16 protein-coding genes are annotated in these 21,934 nt (G+C 45.4%); 8 read left to right on the top strand and 8 right to left on the bottom strand.

Going from position 1 to position 21,934, the window contains the following annotated elements; genetic code table 11:
- Window positions 1-31 precede the first annotated feature (31 nt).
- The 4 genes from OCU46_RS02545 to OCU46_RS02530 form a co-directional block, all read right to left on the bottom strand.
- Window positions 32-1,045 carry a Fe(3+) ABC transporter substrate-binding protein gene (locus OCU46_RS02545; protein ID WP_141269735.1) on the bottom strand — a complete coding sequence of 338 codons (1,014 nt, stop codon included), beginning with the start codon at window positions 1,043-1,045 and terminating at the stop codon, window positions 32-34.
- A 285-nt stretch (window positions 1,046-1,330) separates the two neighbouring features.
- Window positions 1,331-2,563 carry an ammonium transporter gene (locus OCU46_RS02540; RefSeq protein ID WP_141269737.1) on the bottom strand — a complete coding sequence of 411 codons (1,233 nt, stop codon included), beginning with the start codon at window positions 2,561-2,563 and terminating at the stop codon, window positions 1,331-1,333.
- A gap of 24 nt (window positions 2,564-2,587) precedes the next feature.
- The gene (gene glnK / locus OCU46_RS02535; protein ID WP_017028386.1) at window positions 2,588-2,926 is read right to left on the bottom strand and encodes a P-II family nitrogen regulator; all 339 of its coding nucleotides are present in this window, start codon (window positions 2,924-2,926) and stop codon (window positions 2,588-2,590) included.
- A gap of 205 nt (window positions 2,927-3,131) precedes the next feature.
- Window positions 3,132-3,500 carry a YacL family protein gene (locus OCU46_RS02530; protein WP_141269739.1) on the bottom strand — a complete coding sequence of 123 codons (369 nt, stop codon included), beginning with the start codon at window positions 3,498-3,500 and terminating at the stop codon, window positions 3,132-3,134.
- 146 nt (window positions 3,501-3,646) lie between these two features.
- On the opposite strand from OCU46_RS02530, the gene OCU46_RS02525 reads away from it, so the two are divergent.
- The 3 genes from OCU46_RS02525 to OCU46_RS02515 all read left to right on the top strand — a co-directional run bounded on the left by OCU46_RS02525 (window position 3,647) and on the right by OCU46_RS02515 (window position 7,350).
- Window positions 3,647-4,798, top strand: a complete 1,152-nt coding sequence (locus tag OCU46_RS02525) for a sugar diacid recognition domain-containing protein (RefSeq protein ID WP_141269741.1) — start codon at window positions 3,647-3,649, stop codon at window positions 4,796-4,798.
- A 131-nt stretch (window positions 4,799-4,929) separates the two neighbouring features.
- Window positions 4,930-6,195 carry a GntP family permease gene (locus OCU46_RS02520; RefSeq protein WP_141269743.1) on the top strand — a complete coding sequence of 422 codons (1,266 nt, stop codon included), beginning with the start codon at window positions 4,930-4,932 and terminating at the stop codon, window positions 6,193-6,195.
- A gap of 15 nt (window positions 6,196-6,210) precedes the next feature.
- Window positions 6,211-7,350 carry a glycerate kinase gene (locus OCU46_RS02515; RefSeq protein ID WP_141269745.1) on the top strand — a complete coding sequence of 380 codons (1,140 nt, stop codon included), beginning with the start codon at window positions 6,211-6,213 and terminating at the stop codon, window positions 7,348-7,350.
- A gap of 77 nt (window positions 7,351-7,427) precedes the next feature.
- Here the strand turns inward: OCU46_RS02515 and acnB are convergent, their stop codons facing one another.
- The 4 genes from acnB to hrpB all read right to left on the bottom strand — a co-directional run bounded on the left by acnB (window position 7,428) and on the right by hrpB (window position 17,524).
- Window positions 7,428-10,016 carry a bifunctional aconitate hydratase 2/2-methylisocitrate dehydratase gene (gene acnB / locus OCU46_RS02510; protein ID WP_141269848.1) on the bottom strand — a complete coding sequence of 863 codons (2,589 nt, stop codon included), beginning with the start codon at window positions 10,014-10,016 and terminating at the stop codon, window positions 7,428-7,430.
- A gap of 239 nt (window positions 10,017-10,255) precedes the next feature.
- Window positions 10,256-12,565 (bottom strand): patatin-like phospholipase family protein, encoded by a 2,310-nt coding sequence (locus OCU46_RS02505; protein ID WP_141269747.1) that lies wholly within the window; start codon window positions 12,563-12,565, stop codon window positions 10,256-10,258.
- A 70-nt stretch (window positions 12,566-12,635) separates the two neighbouring features.
- Window positions 12,636-15,023, bottom strand: coding sequence for a penicillin-binding protein 1B (gene mrcB / locus OCU46_RS02500; protein WP_141269749.1), 2,388 nt, complete (start codon window positions 15,021-15,023; stop codon window positions 12,636-12,638).
- Between the two features lie 26 nt (window positions 15,024-15,049).
- Window positions 15,050-17,524, bottom strand: a complete 2,475-nt coding sequence (hrpB, locus tag OCU46_RS02495) for an ATP-dependent helicase HrpB (RefSeq protein WP_141269751.1) — start codon at window positions 17,522-17,524, stop codon at window positions 15,050-15,052.
- A 56-nt stretch (window positions 17,525-17,580) separates the two neighbouring features.
- On the opposite strand from hrpB, the gene sfsA reads away from it, so the two are divergent.
- From sfsA to folK, 5 genes are all read left to right on the top strand, one after another.
- A complete protein-coding gene (sfsA, locus tag OCU46_RS02490) occupies window positions 17,581-18,294 on the top strand; it encodes a DNA/RNA nuclease SfsA (protein ID WP_141269753.1) in 714 nt (237 codons plus the stop codon).
- 140 nt (window positions 18,295-18,434) lie between these two features.
- Window positions 18,435-18,881, top strand: a complete 447-nt coding sequence (gene dksA, locus OCU46_RS02485; RefSeq protein WP_141269754.1) for an RNA polymerase-binding protein DksA — start codon at window positions 18,435-18,437, stop codon at window positions 18,879-18,881.
- 223 nt (window positions 18,882-19,104) lie between these two features.
- Window positions 19,105-19,992, top strand: coding sequence for a tRNA glutamyl-Q(34) synthetase GluQRS (gluQRS, locus tag OCU46_RS02480; RefSeq protein WP_141269756.1), 888 nt, complete (start codon window positions 19,105-19,107; stop codon window positions 19,990-19,992).
- A gap of 105 nt (window positions 19,993-20,097) precedes the next feature.
- A complete protein-coding gene (pcnB, locus tag OCU46_RS02475; RefSeq protein ID WP_141269850.1) occupies window positions 20,098-21,447 on the top strand; it encodes a polynucleotide adenylyltransferase PcnB in 1,350 nt (449 codons plus the stop codon).
- A complete protein-coding gene (gene folK, locus OCU46_RS02470; protein ID WP_141269758.1) occupies window positions 21,444-21,929 on the top strand; it encodes a 2-amino-4-hydroxy-6-hydroxymethyldihydropteridine diphosphokinase in 486 nt (161 codons plus the stop codon). The genes pcnB and folK overlap by 4 nt, the downstream gene beginning before the upstream one ends.
- Window positions 21,930-21,934: the final 5 nt, after the last annotated feature.

Here is a 21,934-nt window from a genome sequence, read left to right as displayed (position 1 = left end):
AAGTTTATAGGTGTTTATCCCATGCAGTGTATTACAGGTCAAACTTAGTTTCATCCAATAGCTTCACAGCAATGGCATGATTTTCAGCAATCTTTTCTAGCGCTAGAGTATCTGCCTTGAAGTCACCCCATGATGCGACAAGCTCAGAACGCTTCACACCTTCTTTCACTGGGTACTCATAGTTCACTTCTGCATACATTTGCTGAGCTTTATCACCCGTTAAGAATTCCATAAGCTTCAGAGCATTCTCGCTGTTTGGAGAGTGCTTAGCCATTGCCATACCACTCACGTTTACGTGTGTGCCGTTAGATTCTTGACCAGGGAAATTAATGTAAACTGATTCCGCCCACTCAACTTGCTTAGGATCATTAACCATCTTACCTAGGTAGTAGCTGTTACCTAGTGCTAGGTCACAAAGACCTTCTTTAATCGCTTTAACTTGAGCACGATCATTACCTTGAGGCTTGCGAGCTAGGTTTGCCTTAACGCCTTCAAGCCAAGTTTTAGCTTCAGCTTCACCGTAGTGCGCCACCATAGAAGCCACTAGAGAAACATTGTATGGGTGCTTACCGCTACGAGTACAGATCTTGCCTTTGTACTCTGGATTAGCTAGATCTGTGTAATCAAAATCAGAACCAAGCTTACCTACGCGATCACGAGAAGAGTATACGTTACGTGCACGTAGAGTCAGTGCAAACCACTCACCTTCAGTATCACGGTACTGAGCTGGAACATTTTCTTCGATAACCTTGCTATCAACACTCTGTACAACGCCTTTATTGCTTAGCTCAACCAAGCGGCTGATGTCAGTAGTTAATACTACGTCAGCAGGGCTGTACTCACCCTCTTGAACTAGTTTCTCAGCGATACCTGTATTAGAGAACTTAACGTTTACCGTGATGCCCGTTTGTTTAGTAAATTCATCAAACATTGGCTCAACCAAAAATGGCTGGCGGTAAGAGTATACGTTCACTTCTTCTGAAGCTGATGCGATTGGCGCGAATACACCGCTAACAGCAGCAGTCAACACAAGTAATTTTTTCATTCTAGTTCCCTTAATTGAAAGTGAGAATAGTTATCAATGCGTTTATTATATTCAAGAACTCGTTTCAAACAATGATAAAAAACAACTAAAGTGCAATTTATTTAACTTTATTGCCCATTTATGTGATTCAGCTTCGCAAAAACAAGCTAGTCAAAGCAGAGATAGTCTCTAAAAAGATGACTTTTAGTGGATAAGTTCTACTAAATTCCACGAACTCCCCCTTTTCCACACAAAAAAAAGGCCTACTTTAAAGTAGGCCTTTTGTTAAAAGTTTGATTTAGTGAATTATTGTTTCACTGTCATGAACTCTGGGTAAGCACCGATACCACAATCGTGAACGTCCATGCCTTCCATCTCTTCTTCTTCAGTAACACGGATACCCATAGTTGCTTTCAGTACAGCCCATACCACCATGCTTGCACCAAATACCCAACCAAAGATTACTGCAGCACCTAGAAGCTGAGCACCAAAAGTTGCATCACCGTTGCTTAGAGGCACAACCATCAGGCCAAAGAAACCACACACACCGTGTACAGAGATAGCACCTACTGGATCATCAATCTTGATTTTATCCAAGCCTACGATACTGAATACTACGATTGCACCTGATACTGCACCAATACTAACCGCTGCAAGTGGTGATGGTGATAGAGGGTCAGCTGTAATAGCAACTAGACCTGCTAACGCACCGTTAAGAATCATAGTAAGGTCAGCTTTACCCCAAGTTGTCTTACACACTAGAAGCGCTGCGATTGCACCTGCAGCAGCAGCTGCGTTAGTGTTCAGGAAGATTTGACCTACTGCTGTTGCATTTTCAAAATCAGAAACCATTAGCTGAGAACCGCCGTTGAAGCCGAACCAACCAAACCAAAGGATAAACGTACCTAGTGTTGCAAGAGGCATGTTTGAACCAGGGATAGGGTGAACTGAACCGTTTTTACCGTATTTACCCTTACGAGCACCTAGTAGGATTACACCTGATAGTGCAGCTGCTGCACCTGCCATGTGAACAATACCTGAGCCAGCAAAGTCACTGAAGCCTGCTTCTGATAGGAAACCACCGCCCCAAGTCCAGTAGCCTTCCATTGGGTAGATAAAACCTGTAAGAACGACTGTGAATGCTAGGAAAGCCCAAAGCTTCATACGTTCAGCTACAGCACCAGAAACCACTGACATTGCAGTTGCTACGAACACCACTTGGAAGAAGAAGTCAGACTCTAAAGAGTGATCTGCGCCTTCACCTTGTGTTCCAATCAGGCTGCCAAATGATGGTAGGTAACCGCCACCGCTATTGTCTACGTACATGATGTTGTAGCCTACTAGCAAGAACATAGTACAAGCGATTGCGTACAACACGATGTTTTTAGTTAAGATTTCAGTGGTATTTTTAGAGCGTACTAAGCCTGCTTCTAGCATGGCAAAGCCTGCTGCCATCCACATAACTAACGCACCTGAAATAAGAAAGAAAAAAGTGTCTAGTGCGTAACGAAGTTCCGTTACTGTAGCTGTAAGTTCCATAATAAATTCTCTTGTCCGTTATTCTTAAAGGGCTTCTGTATCCATTTCGCCTGTACGAATACGTACAGCCTGAGATAGGTCGTAGACAAAAATCTTGCCGTCACCAATCTTGCCTGTGTGAGCTGCTTTACTAACAGCTTCAACAACACGGTCAACGTTCTCAGCCTGTGTTGCGATTTCTAGCTTAACTTTTGGCAAGAAATCCACTTGATACTCTGCACCACGGTACAGCTCAGTGTGACCTTTCTGACGGCCAAATCCCTTAACCTCAGAAACAGTCATACCTTCAATTCCCACATCCGATAGTGCTTCACGGACATCGTCCAGTTTGAAGGGTTTTATAATTGCATTGATAAGTTTCATCGCTTTCCCTCTGCATAATTAGTTTCATCAACACTTATACATATACAAAGGGCGTGCCAAGTTTTTAAGACTATGAATTTAAAGGGTTTATAGGGAGAAGGAGAAAATGACGGGGTTTTATTGCACAAATACAGTGCATCAAGCTCACCAAAATTGCACAAATGTTAAAAAATGTCACAAGATTGTGCAATTAAGGGGCAAGAGCCTATCGTCCAGTAGTGAGGAAACGCTGCCATTGGTGAATAAGGATAGAAAAATCCTCTAAACCGCACATTCCAGAACTTTCGCTATCATAGAAGTCCATATCTGGCTCAAACTCTTGTTCATATTGCTGCAGTAATACGTTTTCTTGTACGGTCACTTCGCCCGCTTCAATACTGATGTTGATTTCTGTGCCAGGAAGAGTAAATACATCTGCTAGATTATTTTCTGCCTGTGCTACCAGACTAAGAACTTGGCTGATTTTTTCCATATCATTACCAATCTCTTCATTTAGCCAGCGGCCGATAATCTCGTGCCCCATGCTGCATTGAACGGAGTATTTTCCAAATACGCGTTTAAATTCAAACTCCATAACTCAACCTATACTGCAATAATAACCAAGCGCTACAAGCCCGGCAGTATACCATTATCTTTTTAGAAACGAGCATATTGACGAGTTTGTCGTTACTATCCTGCTGAAAATGCCTAAAACAATACCTGCAATGATGAGAGCCTGTTATGCAACTGAATGAAATGATCGCCAGACAAATTGTTGAACGAACAATGAAGATCATTCCCTACTCCATCAATGTCATGGACGATCAGGGGCGTATTATTGGTTCAAGTGATGCCACTCGCTTGCACCAAAAGCATGAAGGAGCTGTGCTGGCCATCACTGAGTCTCGCGTTGTGAATATAGATGAAGCGACTGCAGAGCATTTAAAAGGTGTAAAACCAGGCATCAATCTGCCTATCCTTTTTCAAGACAAAGTCATTGGAGTAATCGGCATTTCAGGGACACTGCAACAAGTGCATCATTTTGGTGAACTGGTAAAAATGACTGCTGAGCTGATTGTCGAACAGGCGGCACTGATGTCACAGGTCGAATGGAACAAGAGGCATCGAGAAGAATTAGTGCTGCAACTGATCCGTGGCAGTACTCTAAATGACATGCAATTACAGGCGATTGCACAGCGCTTAGATCTCGACTTAGAACAACCTCGAATAGCAGCTGTCGTAAAGGTACTCCCCATTGGCAATAAAGCGCCTTCCCTAGAAAACCTACAGCAATTAGTGCATCTATTAGAATACCCAGAGCGCGACAACCTAGTCGGTATCTTATCGGTATCACAAAATGAGGTGGTCGTCCTAAAGCCTATTACGTTAACTGGAAGCGGTTGGTCAAAAGAGGCTGAAACCAAACGCGTGAATATGCTTCTGAAAAGAATAAAGAAAGAAGCTAAATTTCAAATCAAGATTGCGCTAGGTGATTACTTTCCTGGACTCGCCGGACTCGCCCGCTCCTATGATACGGCTGAACTGACCATGCACAGCGTCGGGAATCGCTCAGGCGAAGTGTTCTTTTATCAAGACCATCGACTTCCAGCCATCATGAGTAGCCTATTGGAAGACCCTTGGATTCGCGAACAGCTAGAACAGTCTTACTTACAATTACGGAAGCAAGACAGCAAAGGGCTACTCATGAAAACGCTCAAGACATATTTGAAGCAGAACTGTGATTCAGCTCTCACCTGTAAGGAGCTACACATTCACCGTAACACTCTGCGTTATCGAATAGATAAAATAAATCAGATAACATCCTTAAATATCAATAATATAGATGACTTATTTCAACTATATATCGCTATCAATTTGTTCCATTGGAAATAGCCACAATTGTGCAACTGCACAACTAGTAACAACAAAATTAGTCGTTTTTTTGTAGAAAGCGCTAAAGACTTGCCACGCCTACCTCTTTATATTTGCCGAAAAATTACAAATTGTTACTTGGGAAATATCACATGATTGAAGTTTCAACCCTCGGCGCACTCGCAGCACTTATCGTTGCTATCGCGCTGATTCTTAAGAAAGTCCCACCCGCCTACGGCATGATTATTGGTGCCTTAATTGGTGGTATTGTGGGTGGTGTATCACTGACAGATACCGTCGGTCTAATGATCGGTGGTGCTCAAGGCATAGTAACCGCAGTTCTGCGTATATTGGCTGCCGGTGTATTAGCGGGTGTACTCATCGAATCTGGCGCTGCCACCTCTATCGCTGAAACCATAGTTAAAAAAGTGGGTGAGACACGAGCTCTACTTGCGCTAGCAGTAGCCACTATGATTTTAACCTCCGTTGGCGTTTTCGTTGATGTTGCGGTTATTACTGTATCCCCAATCGCCCTAGCGATCGCTCATCGTGCCAATATCTCCAAGACAGCCATCTTGCTGGCAATGGTAGGTGGCGGTAAAGCGGGTAACGTAATGTCACCCAATCCAAATGCGATTGCAGCCTCTGATGCATTCAATGTTCCGCTGACTTCTGTAATGGCAGCCGGCGTTGTTCCTGGTCTATGCGGCATGCTATTGGCGTACTTTATTGCTAAGCGCCTAGTTGATAAGGGCTCAAAGGTTTCAGCATCTGAGATTGTAGCCGTTGACCACAGCAAACTGCCTTCATTTGGCGCTGCAATTGTTGCACCTCTAGTGGCTATTGCCCTGTTGGCACTTCGCCCTGTTGCAGGCATTAATGTTGACCCACTGATTGCACTCCCTCTTGGCGGCCTTCTAGGTGCCGTGGTTATGGGGCGCTTTAAAGACTCCAATCAATTTGCCGTTGCTGGACTAAATCGCATGGCTCCAGTAGCCGTGATGCTTCTTGGTACAGGTACCCTCGCAGGCATCGTAGCCAACTCTGCACTAAAAGGCGGGCTGATTGATATCTTGACCGCGTCAGGCTTGCCATCATATCTACTCGCACCAATCTCAGGTGCAATGATGTCACTTGCTACCGCTTCAACCACAGCTGGTACAGCGGTTGCCGCAAGTGTATTTAGCCACACTATTTTAGAGCTAGGTGTTCCCGCTCTTGCAGGTGCGGCAATGATTCACTCTGGTGCTACCGTTCTTGACCACATGCCACATGGTAGCTTCTTCCATGCCACAGGCGGTGCTGTACATATGGGTATTCGAGAGCGTCTTAAGCTTATCCCTTATGAATCTGCGGTAGGTCTAATGATCGCATTTGTTTCGGTAATGATGTTCGGCGTGTTTGGTCTGTTTGTTTAAGTTAAGGGTTTCAAAATGAAAATTGTAATTGCTCCTGATTCATATAAAGAAAGCCTATCTGCAATGGGCGTTGCTCAAGCGATTGAAGACGGCTTCAAACATATAATGCCAGACGCTGAGTACATCAAACTGCCTATGGCAGATGGTGGTGAGGGCACAGTTCAATCACTAGTAGACGCGACAAAGGGCTCTATCACCAAGCACTCCGTGGTTGGTCCGCTAGGAGAAACTGTTGACGGTTTCTACGGCATGCTAGGTGATGGCAAGACTGCGATCATCGAAATGGCAGCAGCTTCTGGCCTAGATTTAGTCGTACCTGAGAAGCGTAACCCATTAAAAACAACCACCTATGGTACTGGCGAGCTAATCAAAGCGGTATTAGATAACGGTGTTGAGCATATTATTATTGGTATCGGCGGTAGCGCTACCAATGATGGGGGCTTGGGAATGGCTCAAGCGCTTGGCATTCGCATGCTAGACGCTGAAGGCAACCAGCTTGGCTTTGGTGGTGGTGAGTTATCAAAACTGGCAACCATAGACCTAAGCAAACTAGATCCGCGCCTACAAAGCGTGCGCCTTGAGGTTGCTTGTGATGTTGATAACCCACTGTGTGGTCCCAAAGGCGCATCACATGTCTTTGGCCCACAAAAAGGGGCAACACCAGATATGGTTGAACAATTAGATGCTAACCTTGCCCACTACGCAAGCATCATGAAACAGCAATTGGGTGCAGACGTCATTAACCTGCCAGGTGCGGGAGCCGCTGGCGGCCTTGGTGCAGCGCTGGTTGGTCTATTAAATGCAGAGCTTCGCCCTGGCATCAACATTGTCATGGATGCAGTAAATCTAGATAGCATTGTTGCGGATGCAGACCTTGTTATTACAGGTGAAGGCCGTATTGATAGCCAAACCATTCACGGTAAAACGCCGATTGGCGTTGCACGCGCCGCCAAGAAGCATAACTTACCCGTCATCGGTATTGCAGGCTGCCTATCTGCAGACTGTGGTGTGGTTCATGCGCACGGTATCGATGCGGTATTTTCAGTTGTAAACCGCTCGGTAGATCTGCCAACAGCACTGGCAGAAGCTGCGGAGAATATTGAGCTAACTGCTCGCAACGTAGCTGCGTTGTATATGATGAAGCGCTCGATATAACAAAGCGTTACGCTACTTTTAATGCAAAAAAAAGGCCGCTATCAAGCGGCCTTTTCATATTTACAGTAACTCTGACATTATGCTGGTTCTTGGAAAATTACCGTATCTGCTTTGTCTGTGTACTCGCCCATACGATGGAAGTTCAGGTAACGGTATGTATCCGCTGCTGTCGCATCAATCTGTGATGAGTACTCTAGGTATTCTTTTTTAGTTGGAATGCGACCTAAGATAGCACCTACAGCGGCCAGTTCTGCTGAAGCCAAGTAAACGTTCGCACCAGTACCTAAACGGTTCGGGAAGTTACGAGTCGACGTTGACATCACTGTTGCCTTATCAGCAACACGTGCTTGGTTACCCATACACAGCGAACAGCCCGGAGTTTCGATACGAACCCCTGCACGTCCAAAGATGCCGTAATAGCCTTCTTCAGTCAGCTGATCACGGTCCATCTTAGTTGGTGGTGCAACCCACAGGCGAGTATCCAACTGACCGTTGAATTTCTCCAATAGTTTACCTGCAGCGCGGAAGTGCCCAATATTGGTCATACACGAACCGATGAATACTTCATCAATTTCAGTACCTTGTACTTCAGATAGTGGACGTGCATCATCAGGATCATTTGGCGCGCACAAGATTGGTTCATCGATCTCTGCCAGATCAATTTCAATTACATGAGCGTATTCAGCGTCTTTGTCCGCTTCCATAAGCTCAGGCTTATCTAGCCACTCTTGCATAGCAGTAATACGACGCTCAATAGTACGACGGTCACCGTAGCCTTCAGCAATCATCCACTTAAGCATAACGATGTTAGAGTTTAGATACTCTTCGATAGACTCTTGAGATAGCTTAACTGTACAACCTGCAGCACTTCGCTCTGCAGATGCATCAGAAAGTTCAAATGCCTGCTCTACGCTTAGGTGTTCAACGCCCTCAATTTCAAGAACGCGACCAGAGAACTCGTTGATCTTGCCTGCTTTCTCAACCGTTAGTAGACCTTGCTTGATGCCGTAATAAGGAATGGCATGAACTAGATCACGCAGCGTGATACCCGGCTTCATTTCACCTTTAAAGCGCACCAAGATAGATTCAGGCATATCCAATGGCATAACACCTGTCGCAGCAGCAAACGCGACAAGACCAGAACCTGCAGGGAAAGAAATACCTAGAGGGAAACGAGTATGTGAGTCACCACCTGTACCTACAGTATCAGGAAGCAACATACGGTTTAGCCATGAGTGGATAACCCCGTCACCTGGACGAAGTGATACACCGCCACGGTTCATGATGAAATCAGGTAGCGTATGGTGAGTGTTCACATCAACCGGTTTTGGATAGGCTGATGTGTGACAGAAAGACTGCATAACAAGATCAGCTGAGAAGCCCAAGCAAGCAAGGTCTTTCAACTCATCGCGAGTCATAGGACCTGTGGTGTCTTGAGAACCTACGGTAGTCATCTTAGGCTCGCAGTATTGACCTGCACGCACACCTTCAACGCCACATGCTTTACCAACCATCTTCTGAGCTAGGGTGTAGCCTTTATCTGATGCAGTTGGGTCAATTGGTTTAGCAAATAAATCAGTCTCTTCAAGGCCAAGCGAAACACGCGCTCGGCTTGTTAGACCACGACCAACAATAAGCGGGATACGTCCACCAGCACGAACCTCATCAAGCAATACTTTGCCTAGTTCAAAGCTAGAAATCTCTTCGCCATTCTTACGTACAACGCCTTCGTATGGGTAGATATCAATCACATCACCCATATTCATTTCTTGAACGTCTAGTTCAATTGGTAATGCACCTGAATCTTCCATTGTGTTGTAGAAGATAGGAGCGATCTTACCACCTAGACAGATACCGCCTGTGCGCTTGTTTGGTACAAATGGGATGTCATCACCCATGAACCAAAGCACAGAGTTTGTCGCCGACTTACGTGAAGAACCTGTACCTACAACGTCACCAACATAAGCAAGTGGGATGCCGTCTTTTTGCAGCTCTTCAATTTGAGTGATAGGACCAACGCTGCCCTGCTCATCAGGGTGGATACCCTCACGCTCCATCTTAAGCATTGCTCTAGCATGCACTGGAATATCTGGACGTGACCAAGCGTCAGGCGCTGGTGATAGGTCATCGGTATTGGTTTCGCCGGTGACTTTAAATACTTTAACTGTGATTTTTTCAGCAACTTTATCTTTCGATGTGAACCATTCAGCATCAGCCCATGATTGAATGACTTTCTTGGCGAACTCATTACCCGCTTTTGCTTTCTCTTCTACATCGTAGAAGGCATCGAACATCAGCAGAGTATGAGAAAGTGCTTTTGTCGCGATAGGAGCCAGTTCAGCGTCATCTAATAGGCTAACTAGCGGTTCGATGTTGTAACCACCCTGCATTGTACCAAGCAGCTCAGCCGCTTTTTGCTTGCTAACTAGCGGCGACTCAACCTCACCCTTAGTGATAGCAGTTAGAAAGCCTGCTTTAACATAAGCGGCTTCATCTACACCTGGTGGAATACGGTTTTCTAGAAGGTCTAAGATGAAGGTTTCTTCACCTTGAGGTGGGTTCTTAAGTAATTCAACAAGTGCAGCCACTTGTTCTGCGTCTAGGGGCTTTGGAACCACTCCCTGTTCAGCACGCTCAGCTACGTGTTTGCGATAAGCTTCAAGCACAACATCATTCCTCTGGTTGTGGTCTGTGAGCCAAAAAGCTACAGACATCCTTTGATCAGACACCTTGTTCTATTGTCGTAATATTTCTGCAACACTTATGCACTGCAGTGAACAAGGGCCAAAATGGTGTACCGAGAATATCAAAATTAACCTTAAATTAAAATCTCGCCATTTTGACCAACATAGCAACTTAGGATGAAATTTTTTACAAATTGTGTCTGAAAGTGCCTCCAGAGGCACTATTTAAAGGCTGTACCTATAATCAAATACACTGACCCCATGCCATCTTCGGTATGACCATAACCAAGAATGACTGGCCCTACAGGTGAGTCGATTCCGGCAAACAATGACCCTGCAACAAACATAGGGGCATCACCAATATCTTTATCTGGCCCAGTCCAAACACCGCCATACTCCACCGAACCACCTAGGTAAACTGGCGATTGGAACATGCCGAAATCATTCTCAAACCATTGATAGCGATAAACCAGCTTCGTAAATGCCTTATTCTGACCAATTAAACTATTTCTTGGGATACCCGACAGGTTTTGAAAACCACCCAAATCATAAGGATCAATAGGTACTGCACCAGAATTATTGGCGTCGAATAAACCCAATTCAGCGGTAGCCACTAAGGTGTGTTTTTCAAAGAAGGTTGCAGCACCTACTAAGTCCATCTTGTACTCGTCGACTCTTTCGTCTTCCTCTGTGGTTGAACCCTGCTCTTCAACTGAATCAAATGAGCTAATGTATTCGAGGTAAACCAATGAACCACGAGTTGGGAAAGATAGGCTATCTAACGTATCGTGAAGGTATCGTGCATACAGAGCTTTTCGTTCAAAGTTTGAATTGCCCACTGACGGAAGTGTTGATAGCTCGGCCTCACCAATGGTGTAGCGAAGACCCACTTTGACTTCATTCCATAGCGCAGGTTGCAAGCCAATACCCAAGTCTGCGACAAACTGCTTGTAGGTCACAGGGATATAATCCTTTGTTTGAGACAAATCATCGATATCACCGGTGATTGATGCCAGAGCAACGTTTCGGCCTTCATCGGTATATTTAAGGGTAAGCGTATTGAACAGTAATTGATTGGCAAAAAATGGGGAGTAAAGGTCAGCTGAGATCAGTTTGTCCGTACCTAACTCTAGATTGGTGCGTAGCTCCGCACCTTGACGACTCAAATCAGTAAAGTTGATAGAGGCTCCTAGCCCATACTTACTCTCTGTCGTAAAATCATCTTCAAGATAAAACCTGAAATTAAGGTAATTCGGTCCCCAATCCTTTTCATCTACACTCACAACAACGGCATTTTCATGCTCTCGCTGTTCAACTCTGTAAGTGATTTTTTCAAAACGGTCTAACGCATAAAGACGAGTAATCCCTTCTTCTATTTCTTCCGGTGTTGGCTGCTCATCCACCCGAAGATCCAAGCGGTGACTGAGAATCTCGGGATTGTAGTGGCTTTGGTTTTGTACTTCTATGGCTTCAATCGGGATCTCGTCTCCCATGACCATAAGGTCTGCTAATAACGCTTTGTGCTCGGTATAAGCGGCATACTCTTCCTCAGAAAGAGAGTAGCGCATCAACTTATCACGATTGGCCATTGCCGCTTCATAACCCAATTCATAGGCCTCAGGCATAGCACTAAAATCGGTTGTACCTATCGTCCCTACCTCTGGCTTCAAATAAGTATCGTCTGCCGTCAAAAGTTTAGCTTTTTCTAAGGTGCCTCGCTGAACCAAATAATTAGATAGCTGACCACCCACATCTAAAAAGCTTCTGAGCTCTTCTTTCGATTTATAGTTACTGGAGATATCAACCGCAATAATGTAATCCGCACCCATATCTTTGGCGAGATCAACCGGCATATTGTTGACCACACCACCGTCTACCAGCATGCGACCATTTACCTCATAGGGAGGGAGTGCTCCGGGTACCGACATAGACGCCATCATGGCGTCAACTAGGTAGCCTTTGTCGATAACAACTTCTTCGAGTTCAACAATATCAGTGGCAACTGCGCGATAACGAATAGCCATGTTATCAAAGGAGTCTATCGCAGGAGGGTTGCGAGAGGTTTCACGCAAAATGCGCAACATCCCTTGTCCTTGCACAACCCCTTTAGGAGTTTTAATGGTACCCATACCAACACCAAGGTCAGTATTAAGTTGATAGCGGTCTTCGTATTCTTTATCGCGCAGACGGCGATCAGAGCGGTTTACTTGATCACGATAACCGGAGTTCCAATCAACGGTCGTCAAGTAGCCTTTAATTTGATCAGCGCTTTGTCCGGTAGCATAAAGTCCACCGACGTACGAACCCATACTGGTACCAGTGATGATATCAACAGGGATTCGCATCTCTTCAAGTGCTTTAAGTACCCCTATGTGGGCTGCGCCTTTTGCCCCACCACCAGCAAGTACTACACCTATGGTGGGTCTAGAATCTGACTTGACCTGATTAGTCTCTGCTGTGGATGCAGACTGTGCTTGTACAGCAAAAGCAAAGGCTGCACATATGCCAACAAGGAATGTGTTACGAAGCAATTGATATTCCTATAAATCCGTTTATTAGAATACCTATAAATCTAACACACTTTGTGACAAATCATTGGCCCTACCAAGGTAATATTTTTTTAAACCAAGGCTTTGCGCTAGATTCACACTCCGCTAGTGCCAAACCGCTCTCATCCCAAACAGGCAGTTTGAAATCACTAGTACAATCTACCGCTAGGCTTCCATCATCCAGTTTGCGATAACCTAGGGTACGAATACCTTTTGGCCAAGGTAAACTAAGCACCTCTGGCTCTCTATGTTTTAAGTAGTCTGCATAGACTCGCAGAGCACCCGATGAGCCTGTCAAATGCGCTTGTTGATTATCATCACGTCCAACCCATAGGGTCACCACTTCTCGACCGTCTACGCCAACAAACCAACTATCACGTCCATCATTACTGGTGCCAGTTTTCCCCGCAAGCGCATAGCGAGAGTAGTTTGCAGACAGATAACGCCCCGACCCTTCACTAACGACTTTTTTCATAGCAAAGGTTGTTAGCCAAGCAGCTTGTTCCGGTACTACCTGCTGAGCACGAGGAAACGATTGATACAACACCTCATCATCTTGGTTTTTCACTACCCGAAGCGCACTTAATGGCACTTTTCTTCCCGAGTTAGTCAACGACTGATACATCTGCGCCACTTGATATGGCGTTAATGAGAATGATCCAAGGAACATGGATGGCAGAGGACGTACCTCATTTGCGCCAACGCCTAGTTTCTCTATGGTTTGTTGTACATTGCGAATTCCTAGCGTCATTCCTAGCTGTACCGTTGGTACATTTAAGGATTGAGCGAGCGAACGGTACAACGGCACATCACCACGGAACTTGCGATCAAAGTTTCTTGGTGTCCAAGTGCTGCCCTTATTGCCTTTCAGGGATATTGGTTCATCAACCAAGGTGGAGGCTAATTGGTACTTATCAGGCTGCATCAAGGCATCGAGGTAAATGGCAGGTTTAACCAAAGAACCAATCTGACGTGAGGCATTGAGCGCTCGATTAAATCCGTCATAGCCAGTGCGTCTTCCGCCAACCATGGCGCGAATTTCACCGGTTTGTCTATCCACAGCAATAGCGGCTGCTTCCAGCTGATCGGGTTTTCCTTTCTCTAGCCTTGGTAAAGTTTCTACAACGGCCTTTTCCAGCATTGACTGAGAAACTGGGTCTAGAGTAGTAAACAAGCGCAGCCCAGCATGCTGCTGAAAATCTTCACCAACATACTGATTTAGTTCATTTTTAAGCTGCTGAAAATAAGCGGGCTGCCTACTCGCAATTTGCGGTGTCTTTTGCAGATCTAAATCTCTACTTACCGCTTGTTGGTACTGTTCTGAATCGAGGGTTCCTTGCTCAAACATCAACTTGAGGATCAAGTCTCGACGTTCTTTAGCTCGCTCTGGATTACGAATAGGGTTGTAATACGATGGTCCCTTCACCAATCCAACTAGCATTGCCATTTGGTCAATACGCAACTCTTGGATCGGTTGCCCAAAATAGAATCTGGCGGCTAAGCCAAAACCGTGTATCGCTTCACCTGCGCTTTGTCCAAGATAAACCTCGTTGAGATAGGCCTCTAGGATTCGATCTTTGTCATATCGATGGTCGATGATCAGAGCAATCAAGGCTTCTCGAACCTTTCTCACTAGCGTTTTTTCTCTGGTTAAAAATAGGTTCTTACTTAATTGCTGAGTTAGAGTACTGCCACCTTGTACCGCACGCCCAGCTTTAAGGTTTACCACAAATGCGCGAGCGATTGCGGTAAGTGATACACCATCATGCTGATAGAAGTCGCGATCTTCTGTGGTTATCAATGCATCTATCAAAAACTCGGGATAGTCCTGCCGTTTTACAAACAGTCGCTGCTCAGTGACATCTTTCTCCAGCATGCCAAGCATTTTCGGCTCAAGACGCAAAAAGCCCAGTTGCGCTTTCTTCTCTACTGACTCAATCTTGGTAACGCTAGAGCTATCAAAGTGAAGCATCACATGACGTTCAGCCTCTGGACCATCCTGAAACTCAAACGGACGACGAATAAGCTCTATCTTTGTGCTAGAGGCTGAATACTCTCCAGGAAATTTAGGACTGCGCACCTTACGGTAATGCAGAACATCCAATTCTTTGAGCATCTGAGAATGGGTAATTTCGGTACCAGGAGCAAGGTTTAAGATACGAGCGTAGACGACCGTAGGCAGGTCAAAAAGCTGCCCTTCAAAGCGTCGTTCTACAATCGTATTTAGATAGATCATCACAAAGGCAAGTACCGCAAATCCAGTGACCCCAAGCTTCCATGTAATACCCCAAAGCTTTTTCAGCCATGAGCGCGATGCTTTTTTGTTGGCTTTGGTGTTCTTTGAGGCTGGCTTTTTTGGCGCAGCTTTTTTTGCCGGTGTCTTTTTCGCTTGTGGCTTCTTCACCTGACGACTTTTTGGCGGAGTCCGTTTCTCTGGCACGCTATGATTCCATTTATAGTTTAATTTTATTTAAGGTGACGTTTCGTTTTACTGGTCGCTTGGTGTGAGGCTGGGTCATCAGGCCATGGATGCTTAGGATAGCGACCCTTCATCTCTTTTTGCACCTCTTTGTACGCCCCATTCCAGAAACCGGCTAGGTCCTGAGTTACCTGAAGTGGCCTTTGCGCAGGAGAGAGTAATTCAAGTGTCACCTTGACTCTACCTTGCGCTACCGTTGGCGACTGAGGCTCACCAAACATTTCTTGTAACTTGACCGATAGCTTAGGATTTTGCCCCTCACTGTAGTGAATCGCTTTATTCGATCCTGAGGGCACCTTCAATGCTTTAGGCAGTAAGGTATTAATTTCTTGGTTTAATGGCCAGCCTAATTCCGCATTAAGAATATCCAGCATATTCAGACGCTGTAGGGCTTTTACCGAACGAACATTATCAAGATAAGGTAACAACCACCCCTCTAGATTGTTCAATAGACCTTGCTCACTCCAATCTGGCCACTCTTTTTCTGGAAGCCAAGTTCGCGCACAATTAACACGACTTCGGAGCGCCTCAGAGTCCTTGCTCCAAGGCAATATCTGCAAGCCTTTTTTAGCGATGTAATTCAGTAGCCCTTTAGCCAACACCTGAGAGGATATCTCGGAGGGTGAAATAGGCTTACGTTTTATAACCAGTTGACCCAAGCGCACTTGATGCTCTGCGAGCATAGCCTGTTTTTCATCACTCCAATGCACCACGTCCTCTTCTTCAAAACCTTGGTATGCCTCAAGCTCAGAGATATTGATACTTGCTGCCGATAATACTCTGCTGGCCGACTGCCGCCCTTTCTGCAAGTTAGCGACTACTAAGTATTCATCACTGGATAACCGACTATTCTCATCCACAAAAGCGCCATGACCAGAGGCTAACTGGTACTGATTCCCTGTTAAAGAACGGCGCTGCCCGATACGATCTGGAAACGCAAAGCTGAGGCACACACCTACCTGGTCTGTTTGTATCGACGCTGGAGTAAATTTACGATTACACCTCGAAGATAAATTCTCGACTCGTTTTTTTAACACTGCTTGTTTTGGATGCTTTTTATCCGCAAACAGAGTGACTTGAAATGCAACATCATCATTATTTCTCATCGGCTCTTCGAGTACTGCAGTAGTAGCAAGCGCAGTATTAAAAAGCGGTTCTGGCGCGCGTGAAAGCATGGCTCCCAAACGAGGTTCTAAACCTAATTGTAGAGCTCGCTTCCCTTGCTGAGTCAAGGTTAAGTCAGAAGTAAGTAAGGTTAGGCGTTGCAATAGCTCCGCAGCCGCAGTTACCGCAGCTGAAGAGGGTTGGTCGACAAATTGCAATTCAGTAAGATCGCTACTGCCCCACTGCACCGCTTCAAGCATTAGAGGTGCTAAATCGGAGCGTAATATCTCAGGCGTTGTATGCGATGGGTTTTGATTTAACTGAGATTCAGAAAACAGCCTTATACAAATTCCGGGCTCGATTCGACCTGCACGTCCTGCACGCTGAATAGCTGAAGATTGCGATATCCATTTTTGTTCAAGGCGCGTAATGCCACTACTCAAGTCAAAGCTCGCTCGATTCTCCAGACCAGAATCAATAACGATTCTAACTCCCTCGATTGTGAGAGAGGTTTCAGCAATATTGGTGGTCAACACCACCTTTCTTTCGCCATTAATACATGGCTGTATTGCCTGCTGCTGAGCGGCAAAGTCCAAGCCACCATGTAAGGGAAGCACCTTTAGCCCGTTGGTTTGTGATAGCTCATTGCTCAGAGACTCTAAGCAAGCATTAATCAGCCCTACGCTTGGTAAAAACACAATAATTGAGCCCGCTTCTTCGTAAATTGCTTTGCTTGTTTGCTGATAAATATGCGTAATTAGATTTTGATTTGACTTAAGCGGAGCGTATCGCTGTTCAATAGGATAGCCACGCCCTTCTGAGGTATGAACTGCGGCATTAGGCATAATCGAATGCAGACCCGCCTGGTCAAGCGTCGCCGACATCACAATGATCTTAAGCTGCTCATTGAAGACTTGCTGTACCTCTAGTGCCAAAGCTAAGCCAAGATCAGCGTGGATACTCCGTTCGTGAAACTCATCAAAGAGCAAAAGCTCAACATCGCTAAGCTCTGGATCTGCTTGAATCATACGGGTAAGCACGCCTTCCGTGACTATTTCAAGCCGAGTTGAAGCACTGGTTTTACTCTCTCCGCGAATTCGATAACCCACGCGCTGTCCGACGGGCTCACCAAGCTGTTTTGCAATAAAGGTGGCAATACTCTTCGCCGCAAGTCTCCTTGGCTCAAGCATAATGATCTTGCCCTGCCATTGTGGGTTGAGAAGCAACTGCAATGGCAAGAAGGTCGATTTACCCGCACCAGGTGGGGCTTGAATAATCAACTGAGAATGGAGCTTAAGAGAGGCGGTAATATCCTCTAAAATTGCGCCAATAGGCAGATTGGATAGTGCTTGAGTCAAGAGAAGGGCCTATGCCATGATGTGTCCTTGGTCAATTCTACCCAAATGATTTAGAAATGGAATTTTCTCCTCCCTTACAAAGCGGCACTTTAATCAAACGTTATAAGCGCTTTCTTGCCGACCTTACCCTAGAAAACGGATCTGAGCTCACTATTCATTGCGCTAACACTGGGGCGATGACCGGATGTGCGGAACCGGGCAATAAAGTGTGGTTCTCTACCTCTGATAACCCTAAACGTAAGTATCCAAATAGCTGGGAACTCACAGAGACAAAAGCGGGCCATCGTATCTGCGTCAATACCATACGCGCCAATGCACTCGCTATTGAAGGAATTAAAGAGGGCGTTATTCAAGAGCTATCAGGCTATGAAGAACTCCAAACAGAACAAAAATATGGTTCTGAGAATAGTCGTATTGATGTTTTGCTGCGCTCACAAGATAAAGCCGACTGCTATATTGAAGTAAAGAGCGTCACCTTACTTTCTAATGATGAAGGCTTGGGACAATTTCCGGACGCAGTGACAACTCGTGGGCAAAAACACCTTAGAGAGTTGATCGAGATAACAAAATCAGGGCAAAGAGCCGTACTTTTGTTTATTGTTTTACATTCGGGTATTGAAAAGGTATCCCCTGCAACCCATATAGATGAGCATTATTCAACTTTACTTAAACAAGCGCAAAAAGCCGGAGTTGAAGTACTTTGTTACAATGCAGATCTATCCGTTGATCAGATAAAGATCTCGCGCAAGTTGCCATTTTACGGGCTGTAAAATGACGAATTGTTCACAGTTATTCGTATAGCTAGAAATGTAACTAACAGACTCGTTGCTAAAACAAGGACTTTTTGCTATAGATACCCGCCTTAAATTAAGCCACTTAGTGGTTTGATAAGGTTATTAGGAGATGCGGTATGCCAGAATCTAAGAAAAAAGCGCTAGGCATTCTAGCCATAGCAGGCGTTGAGCCGTACAAAGAAAAAGCTGGTGAAGAATACATGTCACCAGAGCAGATGGCTCACTTTACAAAAATTTTAGGAGCTTGGCGCGACCAATTGCGTGAAGAAGTAGAACGTACAGTTGTACACATGCAAGACGAAGCGGCAAACTTCCCCGATCCTGTAGACCGTGCGTCTCAGGAAGAAGAGTTCAGCTTAGAGTTGCGTAACCGTGACCGCGAGCGTCGCTTGATCAAGAAGATCGAGAAAACTCTAAACAAGATCGAAGAAGACGAATTCGGCTTCTGTGATTCTTGTGGTATTGAGATTGGCATTCGCCGTCTAGAAGCTCGTCCAACAGCGGACCTTTGCATTGATTGCAAAACGCTAGCTGAGCTTAAAGAAAAGCAAATGCAAGGCTAACGCCAACAAAGCAATAGTTTAAACTAAAGGGAGCCTAGGCTCCCTTTTTCATACCAATCACACTAAGTAAGTGATCAGAAATAACGCAGGAAAAATCCTCGAGAACAAGGCATTATTTTCTCGATTAGTAGTTATTCTAAAATTCTAACGCCATTATCGAGCATTTTAACAAGTTAGAATGACCAGTTAATTAGTACGGTTGGTATCAATCATAAGTGTTTGTATGGATTACGTAGGACGTTTTGCCCCTTCCCCTTCCGGCCCATTGCATTTCGGCTCACTCGTCGCCGCACTGGGTAGCTATTTCCAAGCTAAAAGCCAGCAAGGAGCTTGGTTGGTGCGCATGGAAGATCTTGATCCACCAAGAGAAATGCCAGGCGCAGCCGATCTTATCCTCAAAACCCTAGAAGCGTATCACCTCTTCTGGGATGGTGAGGTTGTGTATCAAAGCCAGCGACACCCTATATATCAATCGCAGATAGAACAGTGGCTAGCAGAGCAAAAAGCCTACTATTGCCAATGTACTCGCAAGCAAATCAAAGCCGATGGCGGGTATTACCTAGGCCACTGTAGAGATCTACACCTTCCTGCTGAGGATTGTGCCGTCCGGATTAAAGTTGATACCCCAATCACAGAGTTTATCGACCTAAAGCATGGAAGGATCGCTATTCCTCAAGCGATTGCCGAAGAAGACTTCATCATTAAACGCCGCGATGGCTTATATGCGTATAACCTTGCGGTTGTGATTGACGATATTGAGCAAGGTGTTACGGAGGTAGTGCGTGGCGCCGATCTCATCGAACCCACAGGACGACAAATTGGTTTGTATAAGACGCTTGGGCAAACACCCATACAGTATCTGCACTTGCCACTAGCTGTGACTGAGAATGGAGCCAAGCTCTCTAAGCAAAACCATGCAGAAGGTATTTGCATGGAGAACCCTATTCCAACCTTGCTTCAAGCAATGCGTTTCTTGGGGTTTTCTCTGCCAAAAAGTCTAGATTCTGCCAAAATTGATGAAATCATCGCCTGGGGAGTTGAACATTGGCAGTTAACTCAGCTTCCAGAAGAGACTCAAATCACAACCTTGTTCTCAAATCGCGTCAGCTAGGCTATTATATGCGCGGATTTGAAGCTGATTCAGACCAAACCTTTATTGGGTGCAACACTAGCTATTGCGCTCTCGTTCCTACTAAAAAAGAAACCGACAAACTCGATGACATCTGATTTCGATACCAATAACTCAGTTGGGAAAATAGACCTTACTGTCTACCCAAGAGACAAACACAATATCTCTAGAGAGCATATCAGTGAGAATGCGCTCAAGGTATTGTATCGATTACAAAAAGCTGGGTACGATGCGTTTTTAGTAGGTGGTGGTGTTCGCGACCTTCTGTTAGGGAAATCGCCTAAAGACTTTGATATCGCTACCAATGCGACTCCAGAGCAAATCAAACAACTATTTCGTAACTGCCGCTTGATTGGCCGTCGCTTTAGACTGGCACACATCATCTTTGGCCGAGACATAATTGAAGTAGCAACGTTTAGAGGCCATCATCAACAGCCTGAAAAGCAAACTTCGGTTCAATCTGATGAAGGTATGCTACTGCGTGATAACGTCTACGGCAGCATAGACGAAGATGCTGAGCGTCGCGATTTCACTATCAATGCTATGTATTACAACATTGCAGATTACTCTATCCATGACTATGCCAATGGCATGCAGGACCTAAACGAAGGTATGGTTCGCCTTATCGGTGATGCAGAGGTTCGCTATCGCGAAGACCCTGTTCGTATGCTTCGCGCCATCCGTTTTGCGTCCAAGTTAGACATGGATATTAGCTACGAAACAGCCAATCCAATCAACTATCTTGCACCTTTGCTTCAAGGTATTCCTGCGGCTCGTTTGTATGAAGAATCTCTCAAATTACTTCAATCTGGCCACGGTTTAGACACCTATGATCTTCTGCGTGAATTTGGCTTGTTTGAGCATTTGTTCCCACAAGTGGCTGAGCTATTTACCGAAGACGAAAACTCAAAGACTGAGCTAATGATTGAGTTGGTACTGGAATCGACAGACCAACGCATTGCTGAGGGCAAGCGAGTCAATCCTGCATTCATGTTCGCCGCTATGTTGTGGTATCCGCTTGAAGCCTATGCTGCACGCCTTATGGCAGAGCAAGGCATGAGCGAATACGATGCCATGATGACTGCTGGCAATCATATTCTTGACGAACAGGTTCGCAGCACAGCTATTCCACGTCGCCATACCGCAACTATCAGAGAAGTATGGCAACTGCAATCTCGTCTAGAGCGCCGCTCTGGCAAGAGAGCCTTCCGCCTACTTGAGCTAAATAAATTCCGTGCAGGGTTTGATTTCTTAGAGATGCGTGGCGAAGTTGAACAAGGCGAAACTCAAAAGCTTGCTCAATGGTGGCATACCTTCCAGCACTCTGGCCGAAACATGCGCCAAGCTATGGTGAATGACCTAGCGAGTGGTGGTAAATCAGGGAGTGGACGTCGCCGTCGCCCTGCAAAGAAAAAACCAAAGAAAACCAATTCATGATTAATGCGTATATTGCAGTAGGAAGTAATCTTGGCGATCCTGTCGCTCAAGCAAAACTTGCGATCGAGAGCCTTAAAGATCTTCCTAATAGCCGTGTTATCGAGGCGTCATCACTGTATAGCAGTACGCCTATGGGTCCTCAAAACCAACCTGATTACATCAATGCTGTAGTCAAAATCGAAACTGAACTGCAACCTCTTGAGCTTCTTGATAACACCCAGAAGATAGAGAATGAGCAGGGACGTGTGCGCAAAGAGGAGCGCTGGGGACCTAGAACTCTTGATCTCGACATTATCCTTTATGGCGATGAAACCATCGACCTACCACGCTTAGTGGTGCCTCATTACGGCATGCGGGAACGAGAGTTTGTGCTTTATCCTCTTCTCGAAATCGAACCAAATTTAATACTTCCCGACGGAAGTGCACTGTGCAAACTGATCCAGTCCGTGGACAGAAATGGCTTGCAGGTGTGGGACAAGTAACTGAG

Source organism: Vibrio comitans, assembly GCA_024346835.1.
In the GTDB taxonomy this organism is placed as follows: Bacteria; Pseudomonadota; Gammaproteobacteria; order Enterobacterales; family Vibrionaceae; genus Vibrio; species Vibrio comitans.
Note: the sequence above shows the minus strand (reverse complement) of the source record. Positions and strands in the feature narration are given on the sequence as shown.

Excerpts from the sequence above, each read along its gene's own strand:
- OCU46_RS02545 (WP_141269735.1), bottom strand. The coding sequence starts at position 1,045 with ATGAAAAAATTACTTGTGTTGACTGCTGCTGTTAGCGGTGTATTCGCG.
- OCU46_RS02540 (WP_141269737.1), bottom strand. The coding sequence starts at position 2,563 with ATGGAACTTACAGCTACAGTAACGGAACTTCGTTACGCACTAGACACT.
- glnK (WP_017028386.1), bottom strand. The coding sequence starts at position 2,926 with ATGAAACTTATCAATGCAATTATAAAACCCTTCAAACTGGACGATGTC.
- OCU46_RS02530 (WP_141269739.1), bottom strand. The coding sequence starts at position 3,500 with ATGGAGTTTGAATTTAAACGCGTATTTGGAAAATACTCCGTTCAATGC.
- OCU46_RS02525 (WP_141269741.1), top strand. The coding sequence starts at position 3,647 with ATGCAACTGAATGAAATGATCGCCAGACAAATTGTTGAACGAACAATG.
- OCU46_RS02520 (WP_141269743.1), top strand. The coding sequence starts at position 4,930 with ATGATTGAAGTTTCAACCCTCGGCGCACTCGCAGCACTTATCGTTGCT.
- OCU46_RS02515 (WP_141269745.1), top strand. The coding sequence starts at position 6,211 with ATGAAAATTGTAATTGCTCCTGATTCATATAAAGAAAGCCTATCTGCA.
- sfsA (WP_141269753.1), top strand. The coding sequence starts at position 17,581 with ATGGAATTTTCTCCTCCCTTACAAAGCGGCACTTTAATCAAACGTTAT.
- dksA (WP_141269754.1), top strand. The coding sequence starts at position 18,435 with ATGCCAGAATCTAAGAAAAAAGCGCTAGGCATTCTAGCCATAGCAGGC.
- gluQRS (WP_141269756.1), top strand. The coding sequence starts at position 19,105 with ATGGATTACGTAGGACGTTTTGCCCCTTCCCCTTCCGGCCCATTGCAT.
- pcnB (WP_141269850.1), top strand. The coding sequence starts at position 20,098 with ATGACATCTGATTTCGATACCAATAACTCAGTTGGGAAAATAGACCTT.
- folK (WP_141269758.1), top strand. The coding sequence starts at position 21,444 with ATGATTAATGCGTATATTGCAGTAGGAAGTAATCTTGGCGATCCTGTC.